This is a genomic window from Anaerobiospirillum succiniciproducens DSM 6400 (assembly GCF_000482845.1).
GTDB lineage: Bacteria > Pseudomonadota > Gammaproteobacteria > Enterobacterales > Succinivibrionaceae > Anaerobiospirillum > Anaerobiospirillum succiniciproducens.
Map to the genome: position 1 here is coordinate 20989 of NZ_AXWV01000037.1, position 18592 is coordinate 39580.

The 18592-nt window shown below is 43.2% G+C and carries 9 protein-coding genes; 8 read left to right on the top strand and 1 reads right to left on the bottom strand.

All coding sequences use genetic code 11. The features are described from left to right. Nucleotides 1-424 precede the first annotated feature (424 nt). From H524_RS0106370 to H524_RS0106385, 4 genes are read left to right on the top strand one after another with little or no spacing between them, the layout of a single operon-like run. Nucleotides 425-2005, top strand: a complete 1581-nt coding sequence (locus H524_RS0106370) for a hypothetical protein (protein ID WP_027939620.1) — start codon at nt 425-427, stop codon at nt 2003-2005. Further along, the gene (locus H524_RS0106375; protein ID WP_027939621.1) at nt 1998-4997 is read left to right on the top strand and encodes a hypothetical protein; all 3000 of its coding nucleotides are present in this window, start codon (nt 1998-2000) and stop codon (nt 4995-4997) included. The genes H524_RS0106370 and H524_RS0106375 overlap by 8 nt, the downstream gene beginning before the upstream one ends. A 2-nt stretch (nt 4998-4999) precedes the next feature. Continuing rightward, nucleotides 5000-6355, top strand: coding sequence for a hypothetical protein (locus H524_RS0106380; protein ID WP_027939622.1), 1356 nt, complete (start codon nt 5000-5002; stop codon nt 6353-6355). Beyond that, nucleotides 6355-11640, top strand: a complete 5286-nt coding sequence (locus tag H524_RS0106385) for a DEAD/DEAH box helicase (protein WP_027939623.1) — start codon at nt 6355-6357, stop codon at nt 11638-11640. The genes H524_RS0106380 and H524_RS0106385 overlap by 1 nt, the downstream gene beginning before the upstream one ends. Nucleotides 11641-11789: 149 nt before the next feature. Here H524_RS0106385 and H524_RS0106390 read toward each other — a convergent pair whose 3' ends face one another. After that, entirely contained in the window at nt 11790-12179 is a 390-nt protein-coding gene (locus H524_RS0106390) for a GlcG/HbpS family heme-binding protein (protein ID WP_027939624.1), read from the bottom strand. 435 nt (nt 12180-12614) lie between these two features. Between H524_RS0106390 and H524_RS0106395 the strand changes: the two genes are divergently transcribed. The 4 genes from H524_RS0106395 to H524_RS0106410 form a co-directional block, all read left to right on the top strand. Continuing rightward, complete coding sequence (locus tag H524_RS0106395) at nt 12615-14216, top strand: hypothetical protein (RefSeq protein WP_027939625.1); 1602 nt, start codon at nt 12615-12617, stop codon at nt 14214-14216. Continuing rightward, complete coding sequence (locus tag H524_RS0106400; protein ID WP_027939626.1) at nt 14216-17305, top strand: hypothetical protein; 3090 nt, start codon at nt 14216-14218, stop codon at nt 17303-17305. Before H524_RS0106395 ends, H524_RS0106400 begins: the two co-directional genes overlap by 1 nt. After that, nucleotides 17302-18399 (top strand): hypothetical protein, encoded by a 1098-nt coding sequence (locus H524_RS0106405; protein WP_027939627.1) that lies wholly within the window; start codon nt 17302-17304, stop codon nt 18397-18399. The genes H524_RS0106400 and H524_RS0106405 overlap by 4 nt, the downstream gene beginning before the upstream one ends. Continuing rightward, nucleotides 18399-18592, top strand: a 194-nt coding sequence (locus tag H524_RS0106410) for a hypothetical protein (RefSeq protein ID WP_027939628.1), incomplete at its 3' end; no start/stop codon positions are given. The genes H524_RS0106405 and H524_RS0106410, both read left to right, overlap by 1 nt.

The following is an 18592-nucleotide window of genomic DNA, read 5'->3' on the forward strand; positions in this document are numbered from 1 at the left end:
GCTTTTAGCCATGTAATGCTAGTCAAAATTTGTGGCGATGCATTATTCAAGAGAGCCTCATTTCAAGAGAGCCTCATGGCGATGGCCTAAAAGACACTTACACCTATCCTAGCGCAAAGACTATGTTAAGTTAACTAAAAGGCCCCGCTTAATTGTAAGCTTGTGCACTAGATTACATTGCACCCATGTTAAGCTGTCTCAATGCACCTAAGTTGTTCTGTTAAGGTAAAGATAATAAGCACGCTCTGCAAATTAGATATACCTTCCCAATATACAAGCAAAAACTTTTTGCATATGTGATAGGCTACTATCTCACTGAGGCTGCAATAAGATGAGCAGAGCCAGCGTCATGAGGCGTGGAGGGCCTACTGTCTTTAGCTTGAGTGCAGTCGTTGAGCCTATTGTTTACATATAGGGATTTTTCATGGGCAAAGAGCCGTCACTTACACATGTATCCATGTGGCTAAATCATAGCTGGAAAGCTATTGGCGCGTCTGAGGCCTATGAACTTATGGGCAAGACGGGCGTCCCTATCGATCAGCGCATGTTTATCTGTAATCTATGCGGGCAATTTGTCACCTTAGTTGCCGGTTACAAGCAAGTGCCGCATTTTAGACACTCTAAAGGTGAGGCAGATAAAGAATGTAAAGAGCGCACCTTTGCGTCAAAGCCGCGCGAGTACTCAGCTAATGCCCATAGCCTGCCAATTCGTATCGTAAAAGAGCAGTACTCCAATAAGTATCGCTTTGACTTGGGTTTGATTCGTATTCCCTTTACCGAGTTTCACCCTGACTTTGGCATAAAAATATTGCCTTGTGATACAGCCTATAGCTATGAGCATCTTAATCTTAGCTCTATCACCTACGTCTCTTTAGGCTACAGACCTTATGAGAGCTATCAAATTAAGCTCAAAGATCAGCCACGAGGATTAAGGGCCTTTTGGCCTGAGCGTGTTGCCGGCATAAACCCAAAAGGTACGGTGTTTAACAAGCGCACGGGTATACGCTTAAACTATGATGCCGATGTGCTCATCGACGAGCCATACCTCATCTTAGTTAATAGACCCTTATCCTTAGAGCTAGGCTTGTCACTCGAACTTGAGCGTATTGAGCATGAGCAAGCCTCACTTGAGGGCTTATATCTGTATGAGGTTAAGGCCATTGACTATGATGACAATGCCGCTAAGTTCTTCATTCAGTTTAATTGTCGTCTAACTGAGCGTCCCGCCAAGATTCAACCTATTTGGCCTTTGTATGCCAATGCAAGCTACTGCGTAAAACACAATAGTCAAGATATGTACTTATTGGTAAGTGGCAATGTCACTGCCTTTAAGACCTACCCAAATTCGTATATTGAACATCTTGGCAGGAGCCATGATGACAAGGATCTCTATCGTATAAGCTGTGAGCAAAGACAGCAGCTCGTATCTACTGGCCGATCTGATGTTTTGCAATATACCTATCTGTGGAAAGAACCATTAGATATCACAGATCATAATCCTCAAGTCAAAGTCACAGATCTCAAAGAAAAAGCGGTTTTTACTGGCCTGAGCTTTGACCTACCTATCAATGGTTGTTTAAGATTTTACTCATCTTACGATGGCTACATCGTGCAAAGAAATCGCGGCGAGATCATCGAGCGCACCTTACTCAAGGCAGAGCAGTACGTCTCTATCCATAACATTAGCTACGGCACTTGTGTTGAGGTATGTATTGGCCATGATATTGTTTGGTCGCATGAGTACAAACGTAAAGAACTGCAAGATAGCACCTCAGCTTGTTTAGATACACCGACAATCATGCGCCGCTTAAATCAGTGTAGTGCGCCGTATATTACAGCACCCCATACCTTGCGTAATATTCAACGAAGCTTACATGCCTATCCACAATTAGCTAAATGGATCAGCACATGTATAGCAAAGAACACTATCTCTGTAAGAGCATACCGCTTACTTGAGCACATCTATCGCAACGATCTAGCAGCAATGGAGACTACTCATGAGTGATTCAACTCACCCTCACAAGAGCCAAAAAGATAGCGCCAATGCTCTAGATAGACTAGATAAAATCGGTTCTGCCTTTGAGTCTTTCAATAGCGCTGAGAGTACAGCAAAAGATCGCAATGACGATCTAAGTCTTAGCGACCTTAATAAGCCGCTCAGCCCAGGCCATAAATCCTCTTCCACTAGCCTAAGTGAGAGTGAGTTCAGCTCCTCTTTTGAGCTAGATAAAGGCCTTAAAGATCTTGCCAAGATCGCATCCTTATCTGCAAAGGACTCTAAAGCTGCAGATTCAAAGAAAAATGCCTCCTCATTAAGTGATCTTGAAGATCTTATAGAGAGTGTAGATGCTACAGACCAAGATCAGGATGCTGATTCTTTAGAAGAGCAGGATCAAGAAGATCGTGTACATGAGGCTAAGAATCTGCCTAAGGTAGATGTTGCCTCTAAAATGGCTAGCAAGGTGGATATGCAAAGTGAGATCGCCGCGTTACGCAAGCAAGTTTTGGATCTTACTAAGCTAAGTGGCGTCATTAAAATTGATGATGAGGCTTATCTAAACAGCTTTGATGACACCATCGCCATTGATCATCTTAAAAACCAACGGCTCTCCATTTGTATAGTTGCAGGTGCAGGTCTGGACACACATTTGATCCGCATTGCTGATCTTAAAGCTAATGGTCTCTTTGAAGCTTTCCATAAGACCAGCGCAAGCGAGGATAGTGTTGAGAGTATTGATAAGATTCGTCTTGCTGATAGCACCGTTAGCAAGGGCACGGTGGGTGTATGGTCATGGGCGATCTCTAAGAAAGCTACATCAAATCATAAAAAGGGCCCAGATAGCACCGTAAGCCGTCATCAAAGTCTGATCGTGCCTACCGAAGTAGTAATTCTTCAGGATATTCACTCCCTTGATGAGCTTATCTTAAAGATTAAAGAGGGATTAGAGTATCAGCCGATTAGCAAGAAGGTACTCTTAACTGCACGTAAAGTAGATGGCAACTACGTAGGTGTATTGTGCTCTTCGCAAAACGTCAGCTTTAAAAACTCACGCATTGAGCTAAAAGAACAATGCAGTGAGCTTGCAGTCTATGAGTTTGGACCTCAGAGCATTCTCTCTGGCTTAATCTTTGGCCATTCATTGCATAAGAGTGCCTTCTTAGGTAAGCCAAATGCCATCTGTCCTGTAAAGACACCTTTTGAGATCGTCAAAGATACCGTATGGTTCTCCTTATCATGGCGCGGTCTAGTCGAGCGTGAGCTCACCTTTAAAACATTTGATGAGCTTGGCGAGATCATTAGGCATATTCCACATAAAGAAGATCTCACCACTAAGGTCATGCAAAGCTGTCACTGCAGCTACGAGCAAGCTCAGGCCTACTTACACAAGTTCCTGCAAGAGGCCCATGAGTATGTAAGCTATGATACTTTTGATGACAAGGTAATTCTTGCTGCTCTTAGCAAGCATGGTCAGCTGCAGCAAAAGGCCTGTGATCTGTTAAAAGAACAGTGGGAACAAGAGCATCAAGATCTCATTGAGCAAACTACCCTTGCTAAACAAGAGCTTGAGGATGTCACTTTATTAATTAAGAACAAGCATGCTGAGCTTAATAAGTTAGATGCTGATCTTGAACATAAGCGCTCCGAGCTCAACCTTGATAGCGTCTCACAAGAAATGCTCCTATCTAAGATAAAAGACGAGCAGCAACACGAGATTGCCAAGCTTAAACAAGAGCATGCCCAAGAGATTGAAAAGCTCAAAGCCACCCAGGTTCAAGAGGCAAGCAAGATCGAGCAGGCGGTAAGCGAGCATATTCAAAAGGCTCAAGCAAACGCCGCCGACTTTGTAGCGCAAATGCTCTTCATTAAAGCCGCCCAAACTGCCCTCAACCAAGGTCAGGCGCATACAAGTCTTCAAGCTCCTGCGCCTCAAACAACAGCACAGTTAGTTACTGAGCCATCAAAAGCTGCCACAGCTACTGTTGCACATTCTGTGACTGCGGCTACTACTGTTGCACATTCTGTGACTGCGGCTACTGCTAGTGCTGCCCCTCTTGCTAATGCGGCCTCGCTTGCTGCTGCAGTTGCATCTCATGAGCAAGCTCCTGTGGCCAATGCCGCTCCTAGCAGCGTAAACGCTGTGAGCATGGACTCGAGAGCGGTGGACTATCGTTTACTTGACTGCCAGGGCAAGATTAAGGCTATGCAAGAGCGAGATTCTCTCGTGGGCATCATTCGCGTGTTAAAGAGCAATCTCAAGCGCTCAGGCGTATCTGAGCACTATGCTGAGGGTTTAGCAAAGTACTTGATTGCAGCGTATATGCACAAGCAGCCTTTAATCTTAGTAGGCCCTAATAGCCTGGATATTATCGAGGCTTTTGCTGCAGCTGTCTGTCATCAGACCTATACTTGCCTTACTTGCGATGATAATTACTCAGCTCAAATCCATAATCTTCTTGGAGCCCATCAAGAGCGCCTGGTGGTGCTGAATAATCTCATTTCAAGCGCTTATATTGGCCATCTTGAGGAGATCTTAAGCCATAAGGATCTCTTCTTTATTGCAACCCATCCATACAAAGAAGATTTGCAGGTTGAGCCTAAGAGCTTATATGGCTTTATGCTCCCAATCTTTACTGAGTTTTTAGTCTCAGAGAGTGCCTCTGGCATGTACACTGGGATTAGCATGACTAATGAGGCCTCTCTCTTTAAGCTTGGTGATCTTGAAGATGATTATGCTGTTAGCAAGCTAAACTCTTTTGCCCCATCGCCACTGGTACTCAACAAGGTCAATACCCTCTTTGCGCGTATGGCTGATCTTATGGAAGAAGATGAAGATGAGTGTGGCTATAAAGATATTGAGGTGGTGCTAGCTTTGCTTCCTTTGGCCTATGCGCAGATGAAAATCAATAAGCTTGAAGATGCCATTGAAGATCCTATGGCTCCACTTAAGATCTCCCCTGAGCTTACCCATGAGCTGCAGTTTATCTTTGGCAATTAAGCATGTTCAAAAAGATTCTCTTCGAGGCGTGTAATCGCTACCACTTAGTTCAGGGTAAAAATGAGACTGCACTTAGCTATAAGGCACGTATTGTCTACAGCATCTGCGGCATGATGGCCTACACCTCTTTGCTCGATGAGTCTGATGAGTCTATTGCCACCATCTCTAAGGTCAATCTCAAGTATCGCGTCAAAGACATTTTAGATAGTTATTTATCTTTAATGCCTGAGCTTAAAGACTCTTTTAGTAACGCTAATTTTGATATTGCAGAGAGCATCTATCAAACCTTTTTAGATGCAGGCGTAATCTACTCAAGTCCTTATCGTTTGGCCATCAGTAAGCGCGTTCAGCTTCGCTACGACAAAGTGACCTTCATGCGTGGCATCAGCCCTGATGAGATTGACCGAGTATCAGGCATTGGTTTTTATGGCTATGAGCTACAGCCAAAAGATGCCCATCTAGATCCCCTTGCTGCTCAAGCGCTAAGTAAGCTCAACACCAAGGATCTTAAGGCGCTTAGGGCCATGTTTGGCCTTGAGACAGAGTCCCTGTCTAAAAGACTGCACGTAACGCTTAACCGCGCCACTTGGCATAAAAGCTACTTAGATAAATCTCAACTAGAGTTTTTACGCACCGACGGCCCTTTTACCTTAGGCTACTGGGTCAATAAAGACAAAAAGAGCGTCAGCAAAGATGGCACTCCCTTATCCACAGCGATAAGCGAATATGGCAATACTTTTGGTCTACTGTCCATGATTGAGCCTGAAGCCCAGCGCTCTGACAATGGCCTCATCCTCTCACATCTCGATGCTCCAGGATCTAGAGCAAGGCCATACCGCACTCTGGATGACCATAGAGATCTTTTGAGCCTAAACCAGGATCAATCTACAGAGGGCATGGATAACGTCCTAGGTGCTGATCTTTATGAGGATCAAAGTGAGTTGCTCGGTGAGATCGTAAGTGTCTCAGAAAGTGAGGTCGATGCTAAAGCTGTCTCCATCTTAAGATGCAATGGGTCTTACTATCTGTATTTTTATCGTGATGAAGAGCTAATCATCAGCCCACTGCCTATGTGGATGGTGGAAAACGGCATGTATCGCACTATTTGCTGTGCAATCTTAAAAGAACGCCAAGCCTTGCCTCCAATTGACTATACAATGGATGGTAACTTGGTGCATGTGCACTTAAACTACTTACTGCCACGTCCTGAGCTTAATTTATTAAGACTCTATAGTTGGCCAGAAAGTTTTACCTCATCATCACCTGATTTTGCACGCTGTCTCAATAAAGAAGTCTTTGTCGTGTTAAAAGATCTGCTTATTTCCCAAGGTTACGAGTTTTTAGAAGGCTTAAGCTAATGCCACATGGTGCTAATTACGTTCATCAGCAGCTGTGTACAGACCTAGCTGACTACATCAAGGCTCATTACTTTGGTAAATCTGAGCTCCTCTTATCTGCCATTGGTAATCGCCTTGAGCAGGAAAACTTACTGCACAAAAAGCCATATATCGAGTCATCACCAGCATACCTAACCGTACATGACGGCCTAAGTACGGCTGAGCTTGATGATTGGCTTAAAGAGTTCTTCTTAAAGCTTGCCCATGAGGGTCTAGGCGTCTTTGCCTCGCCTTTTTCTCATCAGCTTGAGGCATTAGAAAAAGCCGTAGCAGGCCACGATCTCTTTGTCTCTACAGGCACTGGCTCAGGTAAGACTGAGTGTTTTATGTGGCCGATCCTCGCCAAGTTAGTAACTGAGGCACGCAATAGCCCATACTCCTGGGAACAGCGCGGCGTACGCACCATCATCATGTATCCGATGAACGCACTGGTTTCAGATCAAATCAGCCGTATGCGTCGCATGATTGGTGATCCGCAAAATAAATTTGTTTCTATCTTTAGAGAAACTGCAACCAATCTGTCACGTCGTCCTCAATTTGGCATGTACACAGGACGTACTCCCTACCCTGGTGAAATGCCTGATGATGTTCAAGATCATAAGCTTGAGAAAACTCTCAAGCTCATCTTTGATCGTAAAGAAGGTGTGCATGCAGCTTTTTATGAGCACTTATTAAATGAGGGTAAGATCCCGGCAAAAGCTGATGTAGAGCTGTTCTTGCACAATCTGCATTTCCATACCCATGAGCCGCATGATGAAGATGCTGAGCTCATTACGCGCTTTGAAATGCAGAACTATTGCCCAGATATTCTCATCACCAACTACTCCATGCTCGAGTACATGCTCTTGCGTAAAATCGAGCGCAAGATCTGGGAGAACACCCGATCATGGCTGGATATCGATAGCAATAACAAGCTCTTATTTGTTATTGATGAGGCGCATATGTATGGCGGTTCCTCAGGTGGTGAGGTAGCGCTGCTGATTCGCCGACTCTTTAATAAGATAGGCATCAGCCGCGATCGCGTGCAGTTCATTTTGACCACTGCAAGTATGCCAAACAAAAGCGCCTTAGATAGCGCTGCAGTGATGCGTTTTGCCGATGCGCTTACGGCTAATGATAGCTCTCGCCCTTTTGAATACTTAACTGGTACCCAAGAGAGTGTGGCCACGCTCTGTCGTTATGATATTGCCGATAGCACCATCTTAAAGGCCAACCCAGGTGCGTTTGAAGATGACGATCAGAGCAAGCTTAATGCTTTAACAAGCTTTTTTGCTGAGGTGGAGGGCTTTGAGCATAGGCTTACTGAGCTTGATGATATCTGTGCCTGGATGCACGCCAATTTAGCTTCGTATCGTCCATTTAACGAGCTTATTGAACGCTGCCGTGGTAATGCAGTGTGCATGGATGATCTTGCCAAAGGCATCTTTCCTAATCTGAGCCATGCAGATGGTTTGCATGCAGTAAGTGTACTCTTATCCATCGCTCCTTTAGCCAAAGATTATGAAGGCGCGGTGCTATTTCCTGCGCGTATGCACATGCTCTTTAAAGGCTTAACCGGTGTATATGCCTGTACCAATCCTGATTGTCCTAAAGGACACTCTCACGATGGCATTTCCATTGGCGAAATCTTCTTTACTGACGATACGCTCACCTGTCCACACTGTGGCAGTCAGGTCTATGAGCTCTATCGAGATCGCCGCTGCGGTACTTTATTCTTTAAAGGCTATGTCCTTGAGCAAGACGCTGACTTTAAGCAAGACACATATCTGTGGCGTAATCATGGTCATCTGATGGATGACTATATGAAAGAGCTGCACTTGTACTTGCCATCTCCTGACTATCAGCCACAACGTCCTAAGAGCTCGCAAACCGCAGGTGTATGGCCTTGCTATTTAGATGTTAAAAGCGGCTTTTTGAGCTTTAACCATGCTTTCTTTGATGGCAAGGTTGATGGTCTTATCAAGCTCTATTACAGCAAGTACTCGGCAAAAGGTCGCCCTGAGGTATTTACCTTCTCTAAATGCCCTCACTGCCGCCATATGCTCTTTGCCAAACAGCTTAGCTCTTTTAGTACAAAGGGAAATCAGTCCTTTTACAACCTCATTAAAACTCAGTTCCAGCAGCAACCTGCAGTGCCAGGAAAAACCGGCATGCCTAATGAGTTTCCTAATGAGGGTCGCAAGGTATTACTCTTCTCTGATAGCCGTCAGCGTGCAGCAAAGCTTGCCAAAGACATGTCCTATCTCTCTGAGATCATGGCGGCAAGACAGCTCTTTGTCTCTGCTATCAAACTGATGGAAGACACCCCAAGGGCTTTTTCACTTGAAGATCTCTACGACTTTTTGTGCTTAGCTGCAGCCCAAAAGAGTATTCAGTTCTTCCACGATAAAGATCGCGAGAAATTCATCAAGCACACTAAAGGCTGTATTGAAGAGTACGAGCTATCTGGTGGCGAGGACTATGAGACGCAATACCCTGTCTCGAAGAGCGCTCCTGAGCAAATGCAGGAGTACATGTTTAGACTGATTGCCGGAAGCTACAACACCTTATACGACTCAGCTGTATGTTGGATTGAGCCGCAACGCAAGGTATTAAACAAAGCTATTGCTGCACTCAAAGAGCTTGGCGTTGAAGTAAGCAAACAAGAGTTCATTGAGTTCTTCAATGCTTGGTTTATGAACGTGTGCGATGAAAGCCTGGCTTTGGGCGAAAACATCAGCGATGAGATCAGAGCCAATGTAAAGCGCCCTTTTGATCGCTTTAACTATGGCTTAAAAGATCAGTGGACATTCTCAACCGCCATTCATTCCATCATGTGCTGGGAGAAGGATGATATTGAGGCATTTAAGTGGAAAGATGTCTTAAATCTCTACTTCTTAGAAAGCGGTAAGAGTGAGCGTAATTACATCCGTCTGAACACTGTTACTCCGCGCTTTGATGATACTCATGTTTGGTACAAGTGCACTACCTGCTCAGAGCTCACTCCATACTTACTCAAAGGAAAATGCCCAAGCTGTGGATCAGAGCATACCCATGCTATGGGTCAGAGCGATTATGCGGCTTTAAGCTATTGGCGACAGCCAGTGTACGATGCCCTTGCAGGCAAGCAAATCCGCGTTATCGATACTGAGGAGCACACAGCGCAGTTGTCACATAAAGATCAGCGTGATGATCTGTGGTCAAAGACTGAACAATATGAGCTACGTTTCCAAGACTTAGTCCAAGAGCATGAAACTCCTGTAGATATCCTTAGCTCCACTACCACTATGGAGGTGGGTATCGATATTGGCTCCCTTGTGGCAGTTGGTCTGCGCAATATTCCACCAAAGCGAGAAAACTATCAGCAGCGTGCTGGTCGTGCCGGTCGTCGTGGCTCAAGCTTGTCGACCATTGTTACCTTCTGCGAAGGTGGTCCGCATGACTCTATTTACTTTAACAATCCAGTGCCAATGTTTTGCGGCGAGCCACGTAGACCATGGATTGATATCAAAAGCGAGAAGCTCTTACAGCGTCATTTGGCCATGATCTTATTGCAAGAGTATCGCTCTATCGCTCAAAACGGCTTAGACAAAGCTGCTGCAGTAGACTTCTTACAAGAAGAACTGCAAAGCTTTATAGCCTACTTAGAAACTTACGATAGCTCTCGTGCCTTAGCGCAATTACCTGCTGATGTCGACTTTAACTTTGAGCGCTTTAAAGACGAGCTCATTGACGCTTTAGAAGAACTTAAAGATAAGGCTGAGCGCCACCCTGATCTCTTTACCGTACAGCATGGTCCATTTAACACCAAGCCTAAAGCTCTGTTAGATGCTCTTTATGAGGCCGGTGTTATCCCGACCTACTCCTTCCCAAAGAATGTGGTTAGCACCTATATCTCTGATCAGGACGGTAAGACCAAGTACGCTATCGATCGTGGCTTAGATGTGGCCATTAGTGAATATGCTCCGGGTAGAGCTATCGTAGTAGATAAGAAGACCTACCAAATTGGCGGCTTTTACGCTCCAGGCAGTGCTACGTATAGAAATATCAAGGAACCAGCAAAGGCTTATTTCTCAGATCCAAACTACATTAAACGCGTGCTTACTTGCACCCATTGTGGCTGGTTTGGACTTGAAGAGGATAACCCACATCAGTGTCCATTCTGCGGCAATCCTAATCTTGAACAAGATATTAATATGCTGCGTCCTTGGGGCTTTGCGCCACGCAATGCTGAGCAAATCTCTGATGCTATGCTCGAAGAGACCTACTCTGCTGTACAACAGCCGCTCTACTCAACTCTGCCTGAGGGTGAGCAATTACAGCTAGTGGATAACTGCACTAACATCAAGATCGCCTCGCGTACCAATCAGCGCATCATCATGGTCAACAAGGGCGCTCGCTACAAAGGCTTCACCGTTTGCACTGACTGCGGTGCTGCTATGCCAGGCGATAGCAAAGACGTGCTTAAGGATGTAGAACGCCCATACAAACTGCACAACGTTTTCTTAAAGCCATGTCGCCACGCGAATGTACAACGCGTTAACTTGGGCTATGACTTCATTACCGATATGATGGTCTTAGAGTTTGCCATTGATAACAATAAAATCGATGTCAATGCTGACGATAGAACTTGGATTAGCCGCGCTGCTCAATCACTTGCAGAGGCATTAAGACTAGCTGCAAGTAAACATTTGGATGTGGAGTTTACCGAACTTGTAACCGGCTATCGTCTGCGTGATGGTGGCACCTCACTCTTTAGAGGCACCTCATATGTAGATATTTATCTGTACGATAGCCTCTCAAGTGGTGCAGGATATTCAGATAGTGCTGCGCAAAATATCAGCACCATCTTGCAAGATGTACACGCGATCTTAAGTGATTGTACTTGCGACGCAGCTTGTTCTAAGTGCCTCAAGCACTTTAGAAATCAGTTCTTCCATGGCCTGCTTGATCGTCATGCAGCGTTGCAATTACTTGAATGGGGACGCACAGGCAAGGCAGCTGCGGCATTAACCCTTGACGAGCAACGAGCCTTAATTGAGCCACTTAAACGTATCATCGAAAGGCTAGGCATTAGGCTTGATCTCACTAGCGATCCAATCAAGGGTTCGATCCCAGGCATGAGTAGAGACATTGTGATCTATCCAGCTATGTGGCTTGCCCCTGAAGATCGCGGCACGGTTTACATCAGTGACGCCCTGCTAAAGCACGCCAAACCATATGCGATCGATAGACTCAAACACTACTTCCCAGTAGCCATCTGCTAACAAGCACACGAGCCTATCAAGATCGCGATCTTAGTAGCTCCAAACCGCCATCTTACATGCAGCGCCCGCACCTAAGTGACATGCTCAGTGCGGGCAGCGCACAGCAGTGACATACTCAGTGCGGCGCTGCACTCAAAGTGGCGTAACAACTACCTGCCAGCTGCATACAGCGCAATGGCCTGATCTTGATCTACCGCAGCTCCTGAAATACCTACGGCTCCGATTACCTTGCCGCTGTCATCCTTGATCGTGACGCCACCCCCAAAGCTAATCATGCCGCCGTTAGTAGCCTCCAAGGTATAGATAATTCCACCAGGACAGGCTCTTTGACCAATATCTGCACTATCACATCTAAATAATGCCGCCGTACGTGCCTTCTTCATGGACACATCGATAGATCCAGGCAAAGCGTCATCCATACGCAAAAAGCCGCTCATTAATCCCGAGGCATCCACCACACTAATACAGACCTTGAGGCCGTCTTTTGCAGCTGCAGATCGAGCTCTCTCAATTACCTGTAATACCAAAGACTCATCCATTAAAAACCTCCTATCTTCAATGACTATCTGTGATATTACCCATCCCAATCTTCCAAGAAAAGCGCTCAAACAAGCCCATCGTTAAAACTTAGATCCAGCCCACTACACACAGCACTAAGAGTAGTTGTGACAAGCTGACCATTCCCACCTAATTTTTAACTTTCGCATATGAGCGCAACTGGCAAAGCGGCATGCACTCTAGCCTCATGAGCTTTCCAATCATCTCAATTGCTATATTGATCACACTAATGCTGCTTACTAGATATCACATACTCTGTATACTATTTAGTTGTATGAAAGGCTGTTCAATTTCAGCCTATCTGCTGTAGGCCAAAAGTCTTTGTTGGAAATACGTAGAGTCTAAATCTATTGCACCGACGCGCATCATAACGGCATACATGATGAATAACTTGTTCTTGAAGTAGGATTTGCGGCATGGGTTTAAAGCCATCTCTTACACATGTATGCATGTGGAACAACAACAACTGGACTCCAATTACTCCGAAGCAAGCAATTGCAAAGATCGGAAACTCAAAGGTCTCCAGTGATCTTCAGTTATTCATATGTGATCTATGTGGACAGTATGTAACTCTTGCATCTGGCAAGGTTCAAGAAGCTCACTTTAGGCATAGTAAAAAAGAGGCTGATAAAAGCTGTAAAGAAAGAACTTTCTCTAATGCATCCTCTGGCTATTATGATCCTAAAGAACATACCCTTCCTCTTAGGCTCACAAAGCATCCAGAAAGTAGCAATTATTATTTCCAATTAGGTCTTGTAAGAGTACCGTTTGAAGACTTTGATGATGATTTTCGTTTAGAGATTGAGCCATACAGCAGGACCTATGACAGAACTGACATTTTTATTAACTCAATAACTTACTTGGATGTTGGGTATATCCCTTATGAAACCTATACTATTAAATTTAAAAATGCACCAGCTGGCCTAAGAGAGTTCTGGCCTTTGTCCACGCCAGGAGTTGCTCCATCAGGAACTCTCTTTGATAAACAGAGCGGAATCAAAATAAACAACGATGCTGATGTGGTATTAAACCGAGAATATTTGCTTCTCACTAAAGAGTCAGTGCCTATCAGATCTAATAGCTCTGTAGAAATAAAGCAACTCGAACATGCCACCCAGCGTATGAGAGACTGGTACATGTATGAGGTACGAGCACTCAAGTTTGACCAGTTTGCAGCGAAGTTCTTCATTCAATACCACTGCCGCCTTACTGAAAAGCCTGCAGCATTACAGCCTATTTGGCCGTTATATTCAGAAGGTAGCTTTATGATCCGACATAGTTCAGATCATATATATATTCTGAGAAGCGGCAACACTTACACGCTCAAATCATTCCCAGCTACTCATATTCAACAGCTAAACACCGACAATAGAGAGCTGGCTTTGTACCAAGTTAACTGTACCGATAGACAGCAACTTATCTCAACAGGTAGATCCAACGTACTTCAATACACCTACCTTTGGAAAGAGCCTCTAGTCAGACAGCATAGGAGTCTAAAGCCCAAGTTACTTGTTACTGATATAAATGGGCAAGAAATTTTAGCTGGGGAAAGCTTTTCACTTCCTGACAAAGGATGTCTAAAGATTAGTGCTGAGTTTGATGGCTACATAATCATTAAACACGATGGATTTGTAGAGAAAAAAGTAACTTTTGAAGCTAGTACTCCAATAACGATTTTTGACATAAGACTAAATAGCGCTGTGGACGTATTCATTGGCCATGATCTTATCTGGAGGCACGACTTCAAAATCCAGCCTAAAGAATGCGTTTTACACGAACCATCGCAACATCCTACTCTTAATGATGAGCAATTTTACAGACGCCTAATTCTTCAGTATGGAGACATCATAAAACCACCTCATGCAATAAGAAATATTCAGTCTGTATTTAAACCTTATCCAAAGGTTTACCAATGGATTTCAAATTGTATTGAGACAGGCTCAATCAACGTACGGGCATATCATTTATTAGAGCATACATATAGGCAGTTAAAAGCCCAAGGTAGAGGAGATCATTAATGAGTGAATCAATTCGTTTAATTGAGAAACTTAGCCATGAAGAAAAGATTCTTGTATGCGACTCAATAGCTCCATATCTTGCCAGAAGTCTTTTAGAAGAGAATAAACAAGTTCTCAAAAGGAGCGTACTTGTTGGGCAACGTATTAGCAATATTACTGGTCCGCAAGCTGTCAATTTGCTTAAGCTGCATATAGACAATATTGTCGTATCCCATATCCTAAATACTGTTCTTGAGACTTGGGTAACCAATGTAAAACAAGATATAAATCAAAGCATTGCTGATGGCTTGTCTGCTCAAGAGTCTTTATTAAAAGCATTAACAAATGATAGCTACATGGCGTTTAAGCCAAGATTGTTTTTTGTCGTTGCAAAAGACTATTTAAGCAAATTAGAAATTAAGACTGATAAACGATCTGTAACTAAATTTAATACGGAGATCACTAAGCGCCTAAATGCTAGCCTTAGCAAAGCAGAGATCATCGAATTAGAGAACAAAGATCTCAAAAAACAAGTAAAAACTCTAAAGAGCGATAAAAAACTGCTGATAGCGGCTAATGAGCAGCTTACACAAGATCTGAGCCTTGAAAAAGAACAAGTTGCATCTCTTTCTGAAGCGCACAAAAAATCAAAAACCAAGCTATCTGCACTAACAGCAGAAAACAAGAAGCTCAAGGAAGAGACCTCTACATTTCATGATCAGTTCGCACAGAATAATAAGCATTTAGAATACCTTCAGCGCCAAGTTAATGATCTGACAAATATCTCTAGTTTATTAAAGATCTCCGATGATGACTATTTAGCTTCTTTAGATGACACGATGGATAGAGCGGCTTTTTCAGGACAGAGCTTCTCTATTTGTTGTGTATCTGGAGATCACCAGCAAAACTATCTGACAAGACTCGCTGATCTCACAGAATCAGGCACTTTTTACCCATTCCATGCAAACTTATCAGCTCAAAGTATTACTGCTAAAGCTGTTCGTCTTAATCTTAGTGATGCATCGAAAAAAAGGGGATCTGTTGGTGTTTGGTCATGGGTTTCAGGCACGCAAAGCACCATCCTCAACTATCAAAGTGTATTTAATGCTTATACAAAATATGAACCTAGCTTAGAGCCTATTGAGATTGCAATATTAAATGATGTATCTACTCTTGAACAACTGATTGAGCGTGTTAAAAATGGCATTAAATATACTGCAATCAGCAACAAAGTCCTTTTCTCCGCTCGTCAAAAGGATGCAACCTTTATCGGTATTCTGTTTACGCCAAGTAACTCAAATATACCCAACATTACAGACAACACTTATACTCTCAAAAGCACTTGTAACGAGCTAGCCATATACAAATTTAATGGCGGCAGCATATTAATGAATCTTTGTAACGGGCACTCCTTTTACAACAGACCATTTTTAGGCAAGCCAGCTCAAGTATGCGCTCTTAAGACTACCTTCGATGTAGTTAAGAACATCGTTGTTTCTTCACTATCTTTTGCGCTAGACGCAGATAAAAGCCTTGAATATCAATCATTTGACAATGTCGCTCAAATGCTTACAAACATGCCAGCTATGGAAGACATTCCTCTGCAAATTATGACGGCATGTCACTGTTCATATGAACAAGCTCAAGTCTACTTAAACAAGTTCTTACAAGAAGCTCATAAATACATAAATCACAATACCTTTAAAGATCATGTACTCATTGAGGTAGCGAAACAAAGTCCTGAGCTGCAAAACAGGATAAAGGATCTTCTTAAACAAGAATGGGAACAGGAGTTTTCTCATGAGATTAACAGTGCTAACACTAAGATAGCAGAACTGCACACACAAATTGATACGCTAGATCATGAGCTCTCTGCTAAAAACAATGAACTAGACTCAAGTACTGCGAATGTCAGCAATGCTCAAGAAGCTCTGAATGCAATTAAATCATCTATAGCTTTAGAAGAGGCACGTCTAGCACAACTACAAAAGCAAAACCAAGCCACTTTACAAGAGCTAAAGAGCGAGCAACAAGAGGAACTTAGAAAGCTTCAAGCACAAAAAGAACAAGAAGCTTTAGCAATAGAGAAAGCGATTAAAGATCGCATAGAAAAAGCTAAAAACTCTGTTGCAGACTCTATAGCCGATTTTGCTTTCTTCAAGGCATATCATGCAGTTGCTCAAGATCTTGAAAAAAGAGCGCCTCTGACAACTACATCAAAAGAACCAGATGCTACTAGTGCTTATCCGCCTTCACAAGTCAAGGTGTGTGATACTAGCATTAAGCAAAGCTGCTATAAGATCATAGAGAGAGACTATGACGATCTTGGTGAGGCCAAAACTATTGAGCAAGTTCAAAAGGCTTTAGCAAAAAACCTGAAGAAAGCTGGCGTTGAGCATCGCTACACCCGTGATCTTGCAAAATACCTACTTTCTGCATACATAGAAAAGCAGCCTATTTTGCTTGTAGGACCTAATAGCTTAGATATAGTTCAGGCTCTTTGTGCTGTTGTTGCCGAAAATGTATATGGCATTCTGTCATGCTCTGATAGCTTAAATGAAAACGATTTTGCGCAGATAGGACAAGGCAAAGATCGCGTAGTCGTGCTCCAAAACCTACTATCTAGCCCTTGTATAAACCAGCTAGAAACCCTCTTATCTAGACCTGGTGTCTTCTTTGTGGCAACACACCCATACAAGGAAGACCTACAGGTAGAGCCTAAAGGGTTATATAGCTTCATACTGCCTTTAATAACAGAGTATCTCATAAGCAGTAAACCTAGTGGGGCTTATACAGTCTACCTTGATGAAGATAAATTGCTGACTAATACTCATGTTGAAAATGAGTCAAAGATTGAGATGCTGTCCTCTTTTGCACCGTCTAAGCTAGTTGCAAATCGCATAGAATCACTTTTTAGCAGAATGTCGAGCATTGGCTTATCTCAAGACGATACCGACGACGCACAGCTCATCTTAGCTTTGCTCCCATTAGCTTTCGTCATGATGAGATTAGATAGACTAAAGTCAATGTTTGAAGGTAACAGTTCTTCTCTTAGTCTCTCTGAGCAGCTTAGAGATGACTTAGAATTAATCTTGGGTGACATAGCATGAGCAACAAAATTCTAAGAGAAGCAGCTGACTTCTTTCATACTCCTAAAGGATTAAAAGAGAGCGAGCTTGTCTGGAAATTTCGTACTCTATATAGCATTTGTGGCCTTATGGCATACACATCACTTATAGACGAACCGTACGATGAGCAAGGTTCTGTCTCAAAAGCTCATATAACAAATAGAGTAAATGACATCCTCGATAGTTATCTGCAACTAAATACAGAGCTCGCTCCCTACTTCAAACAAGAGGGGTTTGATCTTGCTCATAAGATCTTAAAAATCTTTCAAGATGCTGGCGTTGTTTACAACAAACCTAACAGATATGCGTTGAGTATACCTAGAAGCGCAACTTGTCATGGGATCACCTTTCAAAGAGGCATTGATCCTGATGATATTCAATGTGTTTCTGGAGTAGGAATTTTTACATCAAAGTTAAACTCTTCTAAACAGAGTACAGAGCTTGCTGCCATCGAATCTCAAGATGATATACAAGGTATTCATGCGTTAAGAGACATGTTTGGATTACAGACTGATACTTTGAACAAGATTCTTCCAAACCTATTGTCCAAAGTTAAGTGGAGCAACAACACTCTCAATCTAGACGAGGTGAAGTGCCTTAGAATCAAGCCCCCTTTCACTAAAGGTTACTTTACTCAATATAAAACAGCTAAAAAGCAAGAGGCTTTACTGCCCTCAAGCCAAGATAGTAGCTTGTATGTTTCACTACTAAGCACTGATCAGACGGTCTATCTGTACCGATTTAAAGGGGACACAATGCAGATAAGCCTACTGCCTAATAGTTTGCTTGATAGCCTTGGACGTAGAACCTTAAACTGCGCCTGCTTAACACAGTTTGGCTCATTACCTTCTATCGAATATAGAACAGATGGCTCCATTGTCCATGTAAATCTTAACTATTTATTACCCGAGCCAGAAATGAATTTGATAAGGTTGTATAGCTGGCCTGAAATCATCAGAAACGAGATAGACCATTCATATTCTGACTTTGCTTTCTGTATGTCATCAGAGGTCTTTGTAGCAATCAAAGCACTTCTGAGTTATCAAGGTTACACATTTTCACAAGGGTTAAGCTAATGCCACACGGTGCTAATTACGTTCATGAACAGCTTCGTAAGGAGCTAGCTACTTATATCAAAGCTCAGTACTTTGGTAAGTCACAATTACTCTTGTCAGCGATTGAAGACAAGTTCGATGCAGAGGGATTGCTCTATCGCAAACCATTTATTGAATCGTCTCCTGCATATAAAACAATTGAAAATGGCATTAG

What these genes read in the sequence shown, in the direction of transcription:
- H524_RS0106370 (WP_027939620.1), top strand. Translation starts at nt 425, where the DNA reads ATGGGCAAAGAGCCGTCACTTACACATGTATCCATGTGGCTAAATCAT.
- H524_RS0106375 (WP_027939621.1), top strand. Translation starts at nt 1,998, where the DNA reads ATGAGTGATTCAACTCACCCTCACAAGAGCCAAAAAGATAGCGCCAAT.
- H524_RS0106380 (WP_027939622.1), top strand. Translation starts at nt 5,000, where the DNA reads ATGTTCAAAAAGATTCTCTTCGAGGCGTGTAATCGCTACCACTTAGTT.
- H524_RS0106385 (WP_027939623.1), top strand. Translation starts at nt 6,355, where the DNA reads ATGCCACATGGTGCTAATTACGTTCATCAGCAGCTGTGTACAGACCTA.
- H524_RS0106390 (WP_027939624.1), bottom strand. Translation starts at nt 12,179, where the DNA reads ATGGATGAGTCTTTGGTATTACAGGTAATTGAGAGAGCTCGATCTGCA.
- H524_RS0106395 (WP_027939625.1), top strand. Translation starts at nt 12,615, where the DNA reads ATGGGTTTAAAGCCATCTCTTACACATGTATGCATGTGGAACAACAAC.
- H524_RS0106400 (WP_027939626.1), top strand. Translation starts at nt 14,216, where the DNA reads ATGAGTGAATCAATTCGTTTAATTGAGAAACTTAGCCATGAAGAAAAG.
- H524_RS0106405 (WP_027939627.1), top strand. Translation starts at nt 17,302, where the DNA reads ATGAGCAACAAAATTCTAAGAGAAGCAGCTGACTTCTTTCATACTCCT.